Annotated in this window: 12 protein-coding genes and 2 tRNA genes; 8 read left to right on the top strand and 6 right to left on the bottom strand. The window is 62.4% G+C overall.

The window, feature by feature from the left end; all coding sequences use genetic code 11:
- Positions 1–176: 176 nt before the first annotated feature.
- Together KI797_RS13720 and KI797_RS13715 are read right to left on the bottom strand one after the other, a co-directional pair.
- A complete protein-coding gene (locus KI797_RS13720) occupies positions 177–455 on the bottom strand; it encodes a peptidylprolyl isomerase (RefSeq protein WP_042650241.1) in 279 nt (92 codons plus the stop codon).
- Positions 456–534: 79 nt separating this feature from the next.
- A complete protein-coding gene (locus KI797_RS13715) occupies positions 535–909 on the bottom strand; it encodes a hypothetical protein (RefSeq protein WP_042650242.1) in 375 nt (124 codons plus the stop codon).
- A gap of 528 nt (positions 910–1,437) precedes the next feature.
- Here KI797_RS13715 and tamA point away from each other — a divergent pair.
- Positions 1,438–3,213, top strand: a complete 1,776-nt coding sequence (gene tamA, locus KI797_RS13710; RefSeq protein WP_404801062.1) for an autotransporter assembly complex protein TamA — start codon at positions 1,438–1,440, stop codon at positions 3,211–3,213.
- A 76-nt stretch (positions 3,214–3,289) separates the two neighbouring features.
- Positions 3,290–7,141, top strand: a complete 3,852-nt coding sequence (tamB, locus tag KI797_RS13705) for an autotransporter assembly complex protein TamB (RefSeq protein WP_226169720.1) — start codon at positions 3,290–3,292, stop codon at positions 7,139–7,141.
- Positions 7,142–7,262: 121 nt separating this feature from the next.
- Here the strand turns inward: tamB and KI797_RS13700 are convergent.
- Together KI797_RS13700 and KI797_RS13695 are read right to left on the bottom strand one after the other, a co-directional pair.
- Positions 7,263–7,347: transfer RNA gene (locus tag KI797_RS13700), tRNA-Tyr, on the bottom strand.
- A gap of 30 nt (positions 7,348–7,377) precedes the next feature.
- Positions 7,378–7,462: transfer RNA gene (locus tag KI797_RS13695), tRNA-Tyr, on the bottom strand.
- A 126-nt stretch (positions 7,463–7,588) separates the two neighbouring features.
- Between KI797_RS13695 and KI797_RS13690 the strand changes: the two genes are divergently transcribed.
- Positions 7,589–8,098, top strand: a complete 510-nt coding sequence (locus KI797_RS13690) for a VC2046/SO_2500 family protein (protein ID WP_226169719.1) — start codon at positions 7,589–7,591, stop codon at positions 8,096–8,098.
- A 78-nt stretch (positions 8,099–8,176) separates the two neighbouring features.
- Here the strand turns inward: KI797_RS13690 and hpf are convergent, their stop codons facing one another.
- Positions 8,177–8,515, bottom strand: coding sequence for a ribosome hibernation-promoting factor, HPF/YfiA family (hpf, locus tag KI797_RS13685; RefSeq protein ID WP_005325604.1), 339 nt, complete (start codon positions 8,513–8,515; stop codon positions 8,177–8,179).
- A gap of 392 nt (positions 8,516–8,907) precedes the next feature.
- Between hpf and KI797_RS13680 the strand changes: the two genes are divergently transcribed.
- The 5 genes from KI797_RS13680 (at position 8,908) to yciA (ending at position 16,210) form a co-directional block, all read left to right on the top strand.
- Positions 8,908–11,427, top strand: coding sequence for a putative bifunctional diguanylate cyclase/phosphodiesterase (locus tag KI797_RS13680; RefSeq protein ID WP_226169717.1), 2,520 nt, complete (start codon positions 8,908–8,910; stop codon positions 11,425–11,427).
- An 86-nt stretch (positions 11,428–11,513) separates the two neighbouring features.
- Complete coding sequence (locus KI797_RS13675) at positions 11,514–13,430, top strand: transglycosylase SLT domain-containing protein (protein ID WP_226169716.1); 1,917 nt, start codon at positions 11,514–11,516, stop codon at positions 13,428–13,430.
- A 176-nt stretch (positions 13,431–13,606) separates the two neighbouring features.
- A complete protein-coding gene (locus KI797_RS13670; protein ID WP_041206143.1) occupies positions 13,607–14,605 on the top strand; it encodes a LacI family DNA-binding transcriptional regulator in 999 nt (332 codons plus the stop codon).
- 247 nt (positions 14,606–14,852) lie between these two features.
- A complete protein-coding gene (locus KI797_RS13665; protein WP_226169714.1) occupies positions 14,853–15,668 on the top strand; it encodes an NAD-dependent epimerase/dehydratase family protein in 816 nt (271 codons plus the stop codon).
- A 143-nt stretch (positions 15,669–15,811) separates the two neighbouring features.
- Positions 15,812–16,210: an acyl-CoA thioester hydrolase YciA gene (gene yciA, locus KI797_RS13660; RefSeq protein WP_005325590.1), complete on the top strand. Its 399-nt coding sequence runs from the start codon at positions 15,812–15,814 to the stop codon at positions 16,208–16,210.
- A gap of 6 nt (positions 16,211–16,216) precedes the next feature.
- Here yciA and KI797_RS13655 read toward each other — a convergent pair whose 3' ends face one another.
- Positions 16,217–16,441 carry a hypothetical protein gene (locus KI797_RS13655; protein ID WP_042650248.1) on the bottom strand — a complete coding sequence of 75 codons (225 nt, stop codon included), beginning with the start codon at positions 16,439–16,441 and terminating at the stop codon, positions 16,217–16,219.
- Positions 16,442–16,512: the final 71 nt, after the last annotated feature.

Genomic DNA, 16,512 nt, shown 5'->3' with positions numbered 1-16,512 from the left:
GCAGGATCCACTGGTTATGATGGAGCAATGCCCAGAAGGATAAACTTAATTGTCTGATAACGTTAGTAAATTATCTTTATCTTGGCGCGTTTGGCCGCCCTAGGCCGCAGGCGCTGCAGGGCGGCAGCCAGGGTCCGGCCGAGCCCTTGTCAGGGCTGGGGGCGCGGGGAGGGCCCTCAGTTACGGTAAAGCACCTTGATGAGGTGGAAGCCGAACTTGGTGCGCACCGGCCCCAGCACGGTCAGGAGCTCCCCCTTGAAGACGGCATCGTCAAAGGCCTTGACCATGTCCCCCTTGGAGAACTCCCCCAGATCGCCGCTGCGCTTGGCGGAGGCGCAGGTGGAGAAGCGCTTGGCCATCTGGCCGAAGTCGGCCCCCTTGGCGAGTTTTTCCTTGATCTCGAGACACTCTTTTTCGGTCTTGACCAGGATGTGCTGAGCACAGGCTTTTTTCATCGGAACGCTCCTCGGCGAGGGTAAAGGGGGCGCAAGGGTACTCCAATTCGGTGCGCGCGTCAGCCCCGCCGGCGGCACATCAGCCGCGGGGATGGGTCGCCAGACGTGACCTGGGGCGAGACTGCCAGAGGATCTCCAGCCCCAGCAGGGCGTAGAGGCTCCAGATGGCCAGGGGATTGAGCCAGTCGCCGCCGAGCTGCAGGGTGAGCAGGGCGCCACCGACCAGCAGCAGGACTATCCCGGGCAGGCGCCAGTGGGCTGGCAGCGGTGCCAGCATGGCCAGGCCCAGCAGCAGGGCGAGCCCGAAGGGCAGGTTGAGGGCGGTGAAGGCCAGGGCCTGCTGGCCATTCATGCCGGTCAACAGGGCCAGCAGGGCACTGCAACAGGCCAGGAAGGTGACGAATTCGAGTCGGTCGGCTATGTAATCAGCCAGTTGTTCGCTACGTAAGTGCATGGGATCTCTCCTGCGATTGATGACATCAGTGTGGGGCAGGGAAGGTGGCAGTGGCAGCGGGATAAATCGATTGGATTGAACGAAGCTTTAGTGCCACCTATTCAAGTTGTTGATTTAAAATTATTTTCCTGTTCAATAGCAGAATATGGCAATGGGGGCGCCAGACGGTGATGTCAAGCCTGCCAGGGGATCCTGGGTCTCAAGGTCCAGGGCCGTCCGACAGGGACTGTCGCGTGGCGAGCGCAGCTGAGTCACGGGCGGCGACGGGAAGGTGCTGCTGGTATCGGACCTGGGTGCCGATTTTTTGTACGACCCTTGCCGGGAGAGTGCACACTTTCCCTCATTGGCGGACTGTTTTCATGTCAGGCCTAGGTGAAAGGCGGCCCCGGAAGAGGACGCCAGCCCCGGGGGAGAGGGGGATTTCGGGACTGCGGTTATGCTAGGATGAGCCGCGCTCGCCTGGGGTGAGCCCCATTATCATTCTAAATCGAACAGTTTTTTACTTATGTTATTCGGGGAAATTGACGTTTGACAGGATGCCATCCTATTTTGCCTGCCGGGTTCACCTCACCCGGGCGAACCCGTCGCCCCGGGCTCGGCACCTTGCTGCTCGCTTTCTCTCTGTGGCTGCTGGTGACCCCCGCCATGGCGGCCAAGCTGACCTATCAGATCAAGGGCATCAAGGGGGAGCAGAAGGATAACGTCGAGGCCTATCTCAATGCCCTGCCGGTCTACCAGGAGCGCCAGTATCGTCCCGCCCGCGCCAAGATCACCGAGAGCGTGCAAAAAGCCCTGCAGGTCTATGGCTACTACCAGCCGAAGATCACCCTCACTCGCGACAAGAAATCCCCCGCCAGGGTAGTGATCGAGATAGCGCGGGGGGAGCCCGTGCTCATCTCGCGCCTCGACATTCTGCTGGAAGGGGAGGCGGGCAGCGACGAGGTCTACAGCGAGCTGCTGGACAAGTTGCCCCTGAAGGAGGGGGATCCCCTCAACCATGGCAAGTACGAGTCCATCAAGGCGGATCTCGGCAGCCTGGGGCTGGCGCGGGGCTATTTTGACGCCAAGATCAGCAAGAGTCAGGTGAAGGTCTTCCCGGATCAGGGCAAGGCCGAGATCTATATCCTGTTCCGCTCAGGTCCTCGCTATCACTTCGGCGAGATCCACTACGATGCGACGCCGGAGGCCCTGCGCCTGATCCGGCCGCTCATCAACATCAAGAGTGGCGATCCCTATCTGGCGATCCGGCTGGCCGAGATGTCCCAGGACGTCTCCTCCACCAAGCTGTTCAAGCAGGTGGACATCAAGCCCATGATCAGCCAGGCCGAGGGAAACTTGGTGCCGGTGCAGGTGACCCTCTCGAACCGGGTCGACCACGAGATCGAAACCGGTATCGGCTATGCCACGGACGTGGGGCCGCGCCTGAGTGCCACCTGGGAGAAGCCCTGGGTCAACCGTTATGGCCACAGCCTCTCCAGCACCGCCAAGATCTCGGCCCCGGAGGCTGAGCTCAGTTTCGACTACCAGATCCCGGTCGGCAACCCGCTGCGGGACTATTACTCCCTGCAGGCCGGCTATCAGTACACCGACAACAACGATACCCGATCCGATCTGGCCACCTTCGGCGTGCACCGCTGGAAGCGGCGGCCGGAGAGCTGGGACAGGGACGTCTTCATCCGGCTGGAGAACGAGCGCTACGTGCAGGGCAACGACGAGGGGAACAGCCTGCTGCTGATCCCCGGGGTCTCCTGGTCGCGGCTGCGGGTGCGCGGTGGCCTGGTGCCGGACTGGGGGGATCGTCAGCAACTGACGACGGAATTCTCCAGCCCTTACTGGGGCTCGGACATCAACTTCATGCGGGTGTGGGGACGCAGCAAGTGGTTGCGCACCCTGGGAGAGGATCACCGCTTCCTGATGCGGGTCGAGCAGGGAGCCATCATAGGGGATGACTTCTCCCTGGTGCCGCCCTCCCTGCGTTTCTTCACCGGTGGCGATCAGACCATACGTGGCTACGGCTATGAGACCGTCTCGCCGAAGGACGAGGATGGCAAGCTCACCGGCGGGCGCTACACCAGTGTGGGCAGCCTAGAGTACAACTACCGCTTCAGCGACAAGTGGCTCGGCGCCCTGTTCGTGGATGGCGGCACGGCCACCGTCGACTACAGCGAGGCCTGGAAGGTAGGCACCGGGGTGGGGGTGCGCTGGGTGACGCCCATCGGCCAGGTCAGGCTCGATCTGGCGGTGGCCATCTCCGAGGAGGACAAGCCGTTGCGGCTGCATTTCGCGCTGGGGCCCGAATTATGATCCGATTTGAACCCACTCATCCTCGTTTTTATTTCTCCTGGCCGCTGCGGCTGCCTCTTTCGCGGGGGTCTGCGCTGTGATCTGGGTAAAGCGTATTTTCTTGTGGCTCATGGGGCTCGTCTTCCTGCTGCTCATCGGTGTCAGCCTGCTGGGCTTCACCCATCAGGGCAACAAGTGGCTGTGGCAGCAGGCCAAAGGGGCGCTGCCTTCCCTCAAGGGGGAGCTGGTGGCGGGGCAACTCGGCTATGGCTGGACCCTGGAAGGGGTCGGCTGGCAGGACGAGCTGGTGGACGTCACGGTGGAGCGGGCCGTGCTGGACTGGGATCTCGGCAAGCTGCTGCAGGGCAAGCTCTGGATCAAGTCCCTGACGGTCACCCGCCCGGTGGTGAAGGTCGCCGAGTCTGAGCCTGTGCCGGAAGAACCCACCGAGCCCTTCGTCTGGCGCCCGTTGCCACTGCGCATCCAGGTGGACAGCCTCAAGGTGACGGATTTGGACCTGGCCGTGCCTGGTGTTGGGGTGACCCTCAAGGATCTGGAGATAGGCGCCACCCTGGATCGCAAGGGGCTCATCGTGCGCGGGCCCGTGCTCGATGATCTCGACATAGTGCTGGCAGAGGCCCCCAAGGAGGCTGCCGCCAGCAAAACGCCTGCCGACAAAGGGAAGAAACCCGCCAAGCCGGTGCAGAACAAGGCTGCCGCTGACAAGCAGGACAAACCGAACAAGCAGGAGAAGGACTCCTCTCTGACGGCGGGCAAGCCGTCCGAGGAGAGCCTGGCTGACAAGAGCGGCAAGGAGAAGGCCGCGAGCAAGCCCGAGCCCATCCTGCTGCCCGAGATCCGCCTGCCATTCCCCATCCAGCTGGAAGGGCTCGCGGCGACCCGGGTTCGCTATCAGCAAGGGGAGCTGGTCGAGGGACTCGACACCCTGCAACTGTCGGCTCGTGCTCAGGATGATCGTATCGACGTGCGCGAGCTCTCCTTGCGCCACGCCATGGCGGATCTGGTGCTCAAGGGCCATGTCACCCTGACCTCGGATTATCCCCTCGCCCTGACCCTGGATGCCAAGGCCCGCAAGGGATTGCTGGAGAACCAGCTCAAGGGGGAGCAGGCGAACTTGATCCTGGAGGGCTCCGTGGGCAAGCTGGGGTTGGCGCTCAAGGCCAAGGGACCGGTCACCGCCAATCTCAAGGGGACGCTGGCGACGCTGGATCCCGACTTGCCCTTCGATCTGGCACTGGACTGGAAGAGCCTTGCATGGCCCCTTCACAAGCCCGTCAAGGATGAGCCCAGCTACCGGCTGGACAAGGGCACCCTGAGCGCCAAGGGCACGCTCTCGGGCTATCAGTTTGCGCTCAAGACCGCCGGCAAGGGGACGGACGTGCCCCCCTTCAAGGTGGCGCTCTCGGGCAAGGGGGATCTCGGCCAGCTGAGCCGGGTCGAACTGCTGCTCAATGCCCTGAAGGGGGAGCTCAAGCTCGATGGCAAGCTCGGATGGCGCAAGGGCGTCCAGTGGCAGGGCACCACCGAGTTCAAGGGGATCAACCCGGCCGAGCTGGTGCCCGAGATCAAGGGGACGCTGGCGGGCAAGATAGCCAGCCGCTTCGAGCTGTACGAGGCGGGCCACTGGCAGTTGGCGCTGCCGGAGCTCAAGGTCGACGGCAAGCTCAACCAGTATCCCCTGGCGCTCAAGGGATCTCTCAGCGGCAACGACAAGATGGAGTGGACCATCCCGGCCCTGGCGCTGCAAAGCGGCCCCAACCAGTTGCAGGCCAAGGGGTCGCTCACCGCCCAGGCCTGGAAGCTGGATGCCCAGGTAGATGCCCCCAAGCTCGGCGGCATCTACCCCGGTCTCGGCGGTGATCTCAAGGGACAGGTGCGTGTCACCGGCAACCAGCAGGCACCGAGGGTGAATGTGGATCTGGCCTCGAGCCGCCTCGCCTATGCGGGAACCGTGTTCAAGAAGACGGCCATCAAGGGCAATGCTCTGGTGGGGGACAAACCGGCCGGCGAGCTGGCCCTGACGGTGGCCAGCCTGGTGCAGGGGACGACCACGCTCTCCCAGATAGCCCTGAACCTGAGTGGCGATCTCGACCGCCACGGACTCACCTTGACCATGAAGGGGGATCCGGTGGCGGCGGATCTGAGCCTGAATGGCAGCCTGCGCGGGGATCGCTGGCGTGGCGCCCTCTCCGAGCTCAAGCTGAAGACCCCCCTCAAGCGCTGGACCCTGTCCGCCCCCTGGTCCCTGGATCTGGACTTGGCCAGGCAGCAGCTGACCATGGGGGATCTCTGCCTGGGCTCCCAGAAGGCCAGCCTCTGTGTCAAGGGCAGCCAGATCTCCGCCGCCCAGGGGAGCCTGGAGTTTGCCCTGAGCGAGTTCGACCTCAAGCGGCTGCGTCCCTGGTTGCCGGACAACTTCCGCTGGCTGGCGGTGCTCTCGGCCGACGGGCGCGCCAGCTGGCGCGGCAATCAGCCGACCCTGCACGCCACAGTGCGCACCACGCCGGGAACTTTCGTGGCCGACGAGCTCAAGACCGAGTATCAACGTCTGGAGCTGGGGTTGGACTTCGAGCGCCAGCAGGCCGCCATCCGGGTCGATTTCGCCTCCAGACAGATAGGCAATATCGACACCGACCTGCTGATCCGCGAACCTGCTGGCCGTGGCCAATTGTCGGGTCAGCTCAAGTTTGACGATCTCAAGCTGACGACCTTTGCTCCCCTCATCCCCGAGGTGCGCTCCCTGCAGGGGATCATCTCGGCCGATGCCCGCTTCGATGGCACCCTGGCCGCGCCCCTGCTGTACGGTGAGCTGAACCTGCTGGAGGGGGAGGTGCAGACCCATTCCGACATGGTGACCCTCTCCAGGCTGGTGACCCGCCTCAAGATAGACGGCAACCGGGCCGAACTCGACGGCTCCATGCTGGTGGGCAAGGGGCCGCTCACGCTGGGGGGCTGGCTGAGCTGGGCCAGGCTGCCGGTGACCGGCAGCCTCACCATCAAGGGCAAGGATCTGGAAGCCCAATACCCGGGCATGGGCCGGGTCAGGGTGACGCCGGACATCGCCATCTCCCTGGGAGAAGAGACCAGGGTCAGTGGTCAGGTGGACATCCCCTGGTCGCGTATCCTGGTCAAGACACTGCCGGAGAGTGCGGTCGCGGTCTCAGATGACGTGACCGTCATCTATGACGATCTGCCGCCGGTGCCCAAGACGGCGCCCCTGCCGATGGAGATCAAGCTCGCCATCCGCCTCGGTGACGATGTCCGGCTGGAGGCCATGGGGCTCAAGACCAAGGTGACGGGAGCGCTCGGCATTCGCCAGGATCCCTCCAAGCCGCTGGCGGGCAATGGTCAGCTGGAACTCAAGGATGGGCGCTTCAAGGCCTATGGTCAGAACCTCATCATCAAGGAGGGGCGGATCCTTTTCTCCGGCCCCATCGATCAGCCCTATCTCAACATCGAGGCCTACCGGGATCCCGATACCATAGAGGATAATGTGACCGTCGGGGTTCGGGTGACTGGGCCGGCGGCCAAGCCGAAGATCACCGTTTATTCCGAGCCGCAGATGGCGCAGTCCGAGCAGCTCTCCTACCTGCTGCGCGGCAAGGGGTTGCAGACCAGTGGTGAGGATGGCGGCTTCAACGGCCTGCTGGTGGCAGGGGCGGTGAGCCAGGCGAGTGGCGTGGTCTCCAGTATCGGGGAGTCCCTTGGCATGAGCGATGTGGCACTCGACACCGCAGGGAGCGGTGACGATACCCAGGTGACCCTGTCTGCCTACCTGTTGCCCGGCTTGCAGTTCCAGTACGGCGTCGGAGTGTTCAGCCCCATCGCCGAGTTCAAGCTGCGCTACGAGCTGATGCCCAGGCTCTATCTGCAGGCCATGAGCGGGGTGGCCCAGGCGGTAGACATCTTCTATCGCTTCACCCTGTGAAGGCATGAGCACAACAACGGGAGGCCAAGGCCTCCCGTTTTTCATGGTGCTGTCTGGCAGGGCGGGATTGAGATGGCCCGGAAAAGCAAAAACCCGGCGCGAGGCCGGGTCTTCAGAAAAATGGTGGAGGGAGAAGGATTCGAACCTTCGAAGGCAGAGCCGTCAGATTTACAGTCTGATCCCTTTGGCCGCTCGGGAACCCCTCCACGGGGTATGACCTGATTGTTGCACTTGAATGGTGGAGGGAGAAGGATTCGAACCTTCGAAGGCAGAGCCGTCAGATTTACAGTCTGATCCCTTTGGCCGCTCGGGAACCCCTCCCCAAGTGCGAGGCGCATACTAACAGATCTGTCGCGCTTGTGAACCCCTTGGCAGGGATTTTTAATGCTTAAAGGATTGGGTTCACGGCCGATAAGCAATGAAACCTTCATTTCCAAGATTTATCTCATGCTGCCCAGTGCGATTCGTGATCGATTGCTCGTCGATGAAGCCCAGTTGGGCCAGCGGCTCAACCAGGATCTCCGCCAGGGAGACAGGGCCGACTTCCGGCTGCACCTGGCGCTACTGACCGACGCGGTCGAGGAGCAACCCTGGTTTGGGGGCGCGCCGGCAGCGCCGCAGCAAGAGCAGGTATGGCGTACCCATTTCGGCCTGATGCCCCAGGCCGCCTTGCAGGGAGATCTGCAGGAGTCAGACGCCGGTGCGCTCAACGAGCGTCTGCAGCAGGGGGGTTGCATGGCCGATGTGCGGCTCTGGCTGGCGCTGCGATCCCCTCCGCTGGTCAACCGGACACCGGCGCTGGATCCCGCGGTGTATGACAATCTCTCGGCGCTTGGGCGGGAACGCTGGCAAGGCAAGCTGGCTTCCCAGCCAAGAGACGAGGATCCCTTGCTCATGCTGCCGTTGCTGGATGATCTGACGCGCGGAGTGGATGTGCGCTTGCGTTGGCTGGCTTGATGCCAGAGGCACAGGAACAAGATGCAAAAAGGCGGGATGACCCGCCTTTTTGCATTAATGAAGAGATAACAGTCTGGATCAGGCGTCGGCTTCGTCCACCTCGGGAACATCCTTGCCTACGACCGCCGCGCGGCGAGCGAGGGGTTTTTCAATGTGGCGATTGAGCTGGCGCTCCAGCTTCTGGCCCAGATCCGTGATGGCGGCATACAGATCCTCGTGCTCTGCCTGCGCAAACAACTTGCCGTTGGGAATGCCGGCGGTGGCCTCGACGATATACATCAAACGCTCTTTGGAGATGATCACATGGGGTGTGATAAGAGGCACCTGAAGACGCTCGAGCTTTTCAAAACGGGATTCAATGCGCTCGCGGATGGCTGGGGTAATGTCGATGATTTTACTGGTCATTTCGATTTTCATACTTGGCCCCCTTCGGGTCGTCTTGCTTGTGTCTTCACCCTCAGATTACCCATGTGGTCGGATGAAAATGTGACATAAATCACAAAACATCCCCTTGGTGATCCGGCAATCCCTAAATTGTGAGCTTTTCCCGTTTCATGCCAAAAACCGCTTGAGCTCAACGAAACGGGCAGGCAGTATGCGCGAATAGGATCGTTTCTGTCCCCCCCTTGGCAGCGCCTTGTGTCGACCCGATGTCTGGTTTTCACCGCTCAGTCTCGCATTTTCTCTACCCACATCGTTTATCGCATCGCAAAAGGATTGCCATGCGCCGATGGTGGTATGCGCACAAACGGATATGCTTTTCTGCATGTGTCGGGGTGGATAACGTGGTTGTAGTGTTGGAGTCGTAAATGAAGCAACAAGCCACCCAGATGATGTGGTTTTATGATCGGCAGCATGAGCAGTGGAGCCTGTCTGATCATCTCTCTTGCCAGCCCTGGCAGGAGGAAGGGGCTCATCCCTGGGCCCGCCAACTGGCAAAAGAAGATGAAGCCGGTTTCGCCGATTTTCTCGCAAGACTCCACCATTCGGGTCAACCCGGTCAGTTCATCGGCCACCTCTGCGATGAGGCTGGCACTGTGCATCATGTGCTCTGGTACGGCCAGTATGTGCCGGCCCAGCAGCTCTGCTGCGGCTGGCTGGCACCGCTGGAGATGTCCCACAATGCCGTGAGCTGCGCCGAGCCGTCAGCCGGTATCACTCCGCCACTTCCTCTGCTGCAGGCGCCCTTGCTGGCTCAGCTGGCGCGGGCACTCTCCGCGAGGACTGGCCTCGATTTCTGCCATACCCTGGTCAACGAGCTCGCCCATATTCTGGGGGCCAACGCGGTCTGGCTGACGGAACGAGTGGGCCTTGACCGGCTCAGGGTGCTGGCGAGCCACGGCATCGACTTCAAGGAGTATGCCCTGGCTGACATGCCCTGCCAGCAGCTCTACCGGCAGGGCGTCACCAGTGCGACCCCCGTGAGTGAACCTCTTATCGGCTGCACCTGCCTGCCCCCGGGCCAGCACTACTACGCCCAGCCACTGCTGGATCGCAGTGGCCAGATCCTGGGCCATCTCGCCCTGCTGTTTCCGAACCAGACCCAGACCGCCGATCTGGGATCCGTGCTGACCATCTTCTCGGTACGCATGGTGGCCGAGCTGGAGCGCCTGCAGAGCGACGCCCTGATGCTGCTTTCTGCCGTGGCGTTCGAAACCCATGAAGGCATCATCATCACGGATCCCGACTTCAAGATCCTGCGGGTCAATTACGCCTTCAGCCAGATCACCGGCTTCGACAGCCAGGGAGTGATAGGCCTGCACCTTGGCAACGACCTCTGGTCCGGTCTCGGGGGGCTAGGCTATGAGCTCAATGCTCTGGATCGCTGGCAGGGGGAGACCCTGCGTCTGCACGCCGACGGCCATGTCTATCCCCAGTGGGAAATCGTCACGCCGGTCCAGGATGACAAGGGGGGCATCAGCCACTATGTCATCTTCTTCGAAGACATCTCCGAGCGTAAGGCGGCGGAGCGCCGCATCCAGGATCTCGCCTATTACGACGAGCTGACCGGTTTGCCCAATCGCCGTCAGCTCCATGAGACCCTGGCCCAGGCGTTTGCGGAGGCGAGCCGCGAGCACCTGATCGGTGCCTTGCTGTTCATCGATCTCGATCACTTCAAGACCATCAATGACTCCCTGGGTCATGCCACCGGCGACTGGTTGCTCAAAGAGGTGGCGAGCCGCCTCAAGCGGTTGGTGCGACAGGGGGATTGTCTGGCCCGGCTCGGCGGCGACGAATTCGTGTTGCTGCTGCCCGGCCTCTCCATCAGCCCGCCCCAGGCCGAGATGCAGGCCGACCTCATCGCGGAGCGGCTCATCGGGGAGATTGCCGCCCCTTACAGTCATGGCGGCCAGGTGCTGCACATCGGAGCCAGCGTCGGTATCACCTTGTTCCCTGGCCGGGAGCAGGAAGCCGGGGACCTGCTCAAGCAGGCCGACACCGCCATGTATCAGGCCAAGTCGGCGGGCCGCAAGACGCGGCGTTTCTTCGATGCCTCCATGCAGTTGCAGGCTGATCGGCGTCTGCTCATTCACAACGAGCTGCGCAGTGCCCTCAACAATCAGGAGCTGACCCTCCACTATCAACCCCAGCACATGGTCGAAGGGGGTGACATCATCGGGGTGGAGGCGCTGATCCGCTGGCAGCCGCCGGGGCGGGCCCTGGTCTCTCCTGCGGAGTTCATCCCCATCGCAGAGGAGACGGATCTCATCGTCGACATCGGCAATTGGGTGTTGCATGAGGCCTGTACCCAGTATGTATCCTGGGAGGAGAACGGGATCCACGTGCCCCAGCTGTCGGTCAACGTCAGTGCCAAGCAGTTCCATGCCCACGATTTCGTCGATCGGATCCTCGATGTGCTGGCCGCCACCGGCATGGATCCCTCCTGCCTGAACCTGGAGATCACCGAGTCCGTGGTGCTCGGTCATGCGGAGGACACCATCAGCAAGATGGCCGAGCTCAAGACCCTTGGCATCAGCTTCGCCATCGACGATTTCGGTGCGGGCTACTCCTCCCTGAGCTACCTCAAACGGCTGCCCGCCGATGAACTCAAGATCGACCGATCCTTCATTCAGGACATCCCCAAGGATGGCGACAACATGGCCATCGTCGAGGCGGTGATCGCCATGGCCCGCCACATGGGATTCAACGTGACGGCCGAGGGGGTGGAGTCCCGCCAGCAGCTGGAATTCCTGCAGGCGCAGGGCTGCCATTTCTTCCAGGGCTATCTCGCCTCCAAGCCGCTGCCCGTGCCCTATCTGGAGCGCTACATCAGCCGCCTGACACGCCATGATCGCGCCGCTCCTGCCGACAAAAATAGTGTGGCGTAGCGCCCATATTTAACGGGTAGAATGAAGGTATCTCACCACCGCCAACGGGCGGTGGTCATGCCTCTTCTTAAGGGAGAATGCCTTTCGTGAAAGCCGTGCAGGGAATCATCTTTTCGGCGCTGTGCGTGCCAGGGCTTGTGGCACCCGTCTTTGCGCAAACCATGGAGCAGTCCCTCTATCGTGAGGGCTATGACGCCGTGCGTGCCAACGATCAGGAGCGCTTCCAGCAGATCCGCGCCCGTCTCAACCACTATCCGCTGCTGCCCTATCTGGATTACTACCAGCTGGCGTTCCGGCCCGGGGCGGCGGAGTACGGCAGCGTGACCCGCTTCATCCGCCAGCACGGGGACACGCCCCAGTCCAATCGCCTGGAGCGCGCTTACCTCACCTACCTGGCCCAGAGCCAGCAGTGGTCCCAGTTCCTGCGCTTCTACCCGGCCAAGCCGAACTCCACCGATCTGCTCTGCATGCACTATCAGGCCCGCTATTACACCGGCCACAAGAGCGAGGCTCTGCAGGAAGCGGGCAAGCTCTGGCTGACCGGTCAGTCCAGGCCCGATGCCTGCGATCCCCTGTTCCAGCTCTGGCAGCAGGCAGGCCTGCGCACCCAGGAGAAGATCTGGCAGCGGATGAACCTGGCCTTCGAGGCGCAGAACCCCAATCTCATCCGCCACCTCGGCCCCCAGCTGGGAGGGAGTCTGAAACCCTATGGGGATCAGATGATAGCCCTGTTTGAACAACCGGCCAGGGCGATGAACCCGGTTTATTTCACGACGGCGCCGCAGTCGAGGCAGTTGCTCTCCCTGGGCCTGGCCCGCTATGCCAATGAGCAGCCCGAGCCCGCCCTGCGTCAGCTGGGGGAGATGAAGCGCCGCTTCGGCCTGAACCAGGCCGAGGTTGCCCGGGTGGAGCGGGCCGCTGCCCGCCGCCTGCTGCTGGACAGATCCACCGCCCAGCGCAGCTGGCTGGATGCGACCCTGGTGCGGATGAAGGATGCCGAGCTGGTGGAGCTGCGGGCACGCCTCGCCATCTGGGAACAGGATTGGCGCGGCCTCGAAGGCTGGGTCAAGAAGATGCCCATGGCATTGCAGAAGGAGGATCGCTGGCGCTACTGGCTGGCACGCTCCTTGGAGGTGCAGGGGCGGCAAAAACCGGCGCGGGAGCTTTATCTCGAGACCGCCAATCTGCGCGGCTTCTATGGCTTCATGGCGGCGCAGCGCACCGGTGTGCCCTATCGCATCAAGAACCAGAGCGTGGGGCACAAGGTGCCGGACTGGCGCACCGCCAGCAGCCGCTGGCCTTTCCTGGTGCGGGTGCGCGAGCTGCTGGCGATGAACGAGATCACGGCGGCGCGTTCCGAGTGGATTCACAACATGGATCGCAACCCCGTGGCCCAGCGCCTGGAGTTCGGTCATATCGCCCTCAACCAGGGCTGGCACGAGCTGGCGATCCTCTCCAGCATCCGGGCCGAGGCCTGGGATGCGCTGGACTTGCGCTTCCCCTTGCCCCTCAAGCGTACCTTCTCCCAGATGGCGCAGGAGCGCACCATGAACACCAGCCTGCTCTACGCCATCTCCCGTCAGGAGAGCGCCCTCTATCCGCTGGCGCAGTCGCCGGTCGGGGCGCGTGGCCTGATGCAGCTGATGCCAGCCACCGCGAGAGAGACCGCCAGCAAACTGGGAGTACCCTATCGCAACGAGCAGCAGCTGTTCGACCCGGCCATGAACATTCGCCTCGGCAGCGCCTACCTCAAGCGGCTGCTGGACGTGTATGACGGCAACCGGATCCTGGCGGCGGCGGCCTACAATGCGGGTCCCGGCAGGGTCAAACGCTGGCGGGAACAGAGCACCAACAAACCGATGGATGTCTGGGTGGAGAGCATCCCCTATAGAGAGACACGCAACTACGTCCAGAACGTGCTCTCCTTCGATCTCATCTACCAGCACAAGCTGCAGCAACCCCTGCGTTTCATGTCGGAACGCGAGCTCAATCACGCCTATTGAGTGCGGAGGCAGTCGTGTCAGCGACTGCCTCCCATTCTTGCCTCAGAATGGTATTATCCCTTAAGCTTTGTTACAAAAGGAAACCTGTCAGGTGATCGGGCGCCGCGTCTTGGTCTGACTGGTTCGATATAATGCCCGATCAACACAGACAGGCTTCCCCAACAAAGGAATTGAGAGTGGCAACGATCAAAGACGTATCTCAGCTGGCGAATGTGTCCATTTCGACGGTGTCGCGAGTCATCAACAACACGGCGCAGGTTGCACCCGAGAAGCGCGAGGCCGTGCTCGCGGCCATGAAGGAGCTGAGCTTTCGTCCAAACAGCTTCGCCCAGGCCCTGGTAAGCAAGCGTTCCAACTGCATCGGTGTCCTGGTTGGGGATCTCTGTGGTGGCCCCTTCTTCGCCCAGATGATGCGTGGCATCGAGAGCATGGTCGACAAGGCGAACAAGTTCACCATAGTGGTCTCCGGCAACCACGACGCGGCCCGGGAGCGTCACGCCATCCAGGCGCTGCTGCAACGCCAGTGTGACGCCCTGATCCTGCACAGCAAGGCGCTGCCGGACGAAGAACTGAGCGAGCTGGCGTCGGGGTCCACTCCCATCGTCTTCATCAATCGCCAGGTGCCGGGCTGCGAGGAGCGCTGCGTCTGGCTCGACAACCAGGCGGGCATCACCACCGCCTGTCAGCACCTGCTGGACGCGGGGCACAGCCGGATCGCCTTCATCACCTCGGATGACGAGGAGTTCGTCGATGGCCAGCAGCGGATGGCCGGCTATCGCGTCGCCCTGCAACGGGCCGGTATCGAGCTGGATCCTGCCCTCATCGGTCGCGCCTTCGCCGACGAGAAGGGGGGCTATGTGGCCATGAGCGAGCTGCTGGAGCGCGGCGTCCCCTTCACGGCCGTGCTGGGCTTCAATGATGCCATGGTGGCGGGTGCCATCTCCTGCCTGCTGGAGCGGGGCTACAAGATACCGCAACAGGTCTCGGTGGTCGGTTTCGATGACATCCCCTATGCCCGTTACATCTATCCCAAGCTCACCACGGTGCGCTACCCCATCGAGGAGATGGGAGAGCGGGCCGCGGAGCTGGCCTTGCGCCTGCTGGATCACAAGCCGGTGGAGGGCTTGGCGCTCAAGTTTGAAGCGGAACTGGTACGCCGGGAGTCTGTGGCCTGAGCAATGGATTGGCCCCAAGTGGGCCAATTTTCTCGCCAAACATTGAAAGCGCTTTCAGAAATCCTTTTCAACTGTGATCCGCTTCAAAGCTTTTTAACCGCGCAGTCACTAGCATAGGCTCCACGAATTAGGAGCGTGCGCTCCCGATTTTCCCGCTGTGGGAGGTAACCGGTTCATCCGGCTATTTCCTTCGTTACTTTCGACGGTCATCATAGGATGGCCGTTTTTTTTTGCCGAGATTTTGCCGATGACAACCGAACATGAGTATCAGACGGGAATAGTGGGTGCAGGCTGGCTGGGGTTGCCGTTGGCCCGGGCATTGCAGGCGCAGGGCCAGTCCGTCGCCGTGACAGTCAGCTCCCTCGGGAAGGCGACCCGGTTGCGTGACGGGGGCATCGCGGCCTGGCCGCTGCTGCTGGCCCCGGACATGGCGGGCCCGCTGCCGTTTCGCTGCCGCGATCTGGTGATCTGCGTGCCCCCCAGCAAGACCGAGGATTACCCGGCGTCGGTGGCACGGCTGTGTCAGCTGGCCAGGGCGGCAGGTGCTGGCAAGGTGCTCTTTATCAGCGCGACCTCGGTGTGGGCGCCAGGGCAGGGGGAGGATGAGACCCCGAGCCCGGCCAACGCCAGGGGAGAGCGGATGCGGGCGGCAGAACTGGCTGTCCAGGAGGGCGGCTTTGCGTGTGCCATGGTGCTACGTCCGGCCGGCCTCTACGGCCCGGACAGGCACCCCGGGCGCTTCCTCGCGGGCAAGACGCTGGCAGGAGGAGGGCAGGCGGTGAACCTGGTGCATCTGGACGATGTGGTGGCGGCCTGCCAGCTGATGCTGGCGGCGGGGCAGGAGGGGGACGCCTATAACCTGAGCGCCCCGGTCCACCCGCGCCGGGAGCAGCTCTATCCCTTCGCGAGCCGTCTGCTCGGGCTGACGCCCCCGCAGTTCATCGAGCCGGCGGGGGATTTTTCCCCCATCGAGGGACAGCGCATCTGCCAGCGACTGGGTTTCGTCTACTGCTGGCCGGATCCGGCCCACTGGTTTGCCGCGCAGGTGTCCTTGCAAGGCTGAGTCAGGATGGGTTTCAACCTGGTCTTCTTTGTCGATGGCTGGGCCCGCGAGCCTTGTGCGGTGCGGGCCCGCCGGGCAATTGAGGTTTGCCAAGGGCGGGATCGCCCCCTATCATGCCGCCATCCATGATAGAGAGAGCAGTAATGATGGAAGAGACAAAGCGTCATCCCGATGGGGAGCTGTTGCTGAGAACCCTGGCGATGCCAGCCGATACCAACCCCAATGGTGATATCTTCGGGGGGTGGATCATGTCCCAGATGGATATAGGTGGGGGCATCATGGCCAAGGAGCTGGCAAAAGGACGCATCTGTACCGTCTCGGTGGAGGGCATGACCTTCCACAGCCCGGTCAAGGTGGGCGACGTGGTGTGCTGCTACGGTCGCTGCCTGAAGGTGGGGCGCAGCTCCATGCGCCTCAAGCTGGAGGTCTGGGTCAAGCCGGTGCTGCGGGAGAACGAGGCCCAGCGTTACTGTGTGACTGAGGGGGTCTTTACCTACGTGGCCATCGACGATCAGGGTAAATCACGCCCCGTTCCGGTCTGAATCTGCTCAGATGAGCCGGGCGTTGATGATGGATATTTCCTGCTCAAGCCCGGTTTTTTGCCGTATCATGCGTTCCAGCATCTCTTCCGAGCCGACGCACTGATCCGTGTCGAACAGACAGAGATCGCACTGGGGATCCCGTCTGATCTGATAGATGGTGGAAAGCTCCACTTGATGACAAGTTCCTTGTTGATCATAAAATGTCACGCGGTACTGGTGCTGTCTCGCCATTGCGGGATCCCTCATGGATGAGTCGGGCCGGACACGAATAATGAGACTAGTCGGCGTCCATGACCTCTGTG

This window comes from Aeromonas media (assembly GCF_020423125.1).
In the GTDB taxonomy this organism is placed as follows: domain Bacteria; phylum Pseudomonadota; class Gammaproteobacteria; order Enterobacterales; family Aeromonadaceae; genus Aeromonas; species Aeromonas media.
This window is presented reverse-complemented; position numbering and strand designations above follow the sequence as displayed.

Bases quoted from the DNA above. Each gene is read 5' to 3' on its own strand.
- KI797_RS13720 (WP_042650241.1), bottom strand. From the start codon at position 455: ATGAAAAAAGCCTGTGCTCAGCACATCCTGGTCAAGACCGAAAAAGAG.
- KI797_RS13715 (WP_042650242.1), bottom strand. From the start codon at position 909: ATGCACTTACGTAGCGAACAACTGGCTGATTACATAGCCGACCGACTC.
- KI797_RS13690 (WP_226169719.1), top strand. From the start codon at position 7,589: ATGCTGCCCAGTGCGATTCGTGATCGATTGCTCGTCGATGAAGCCCAG.
- hpf (WP_005325604.1), bottom strand. From the start codon at position 8,515: ATGAAAATCGAAATGACCAGTAAAATCATCGACATTACCCCAGCCATC.
- KI797_RS13680 (WP_226169717.1), top strand. From the start codon at position 8,908: ATGAAGCAACAAGCCACCCAGATGATGTGGTTTTATGATCGGCAGCAT.
- KI797_RS13665 (WP_226169714.1), top strand. From the start codon at position 14,853: ATGACAACCGAACATGAGTATCAGACGGGAATAGTGGGTGCAGGCTGG.
- yciA (WP_005325590.1), top strand. From the start codon at position 15,812: ATGATGGAAGAGACAAAGCGTCATCCCGATGGGGAGCTGTTGCTGAGA.
- KI797_RS13655 (WP_042650248.1), bottom strand. From the start codon at position 16,441: ATGGCGAGACAGCACCAGTACCGCGTGACATTTTATGATCAACAAGGA.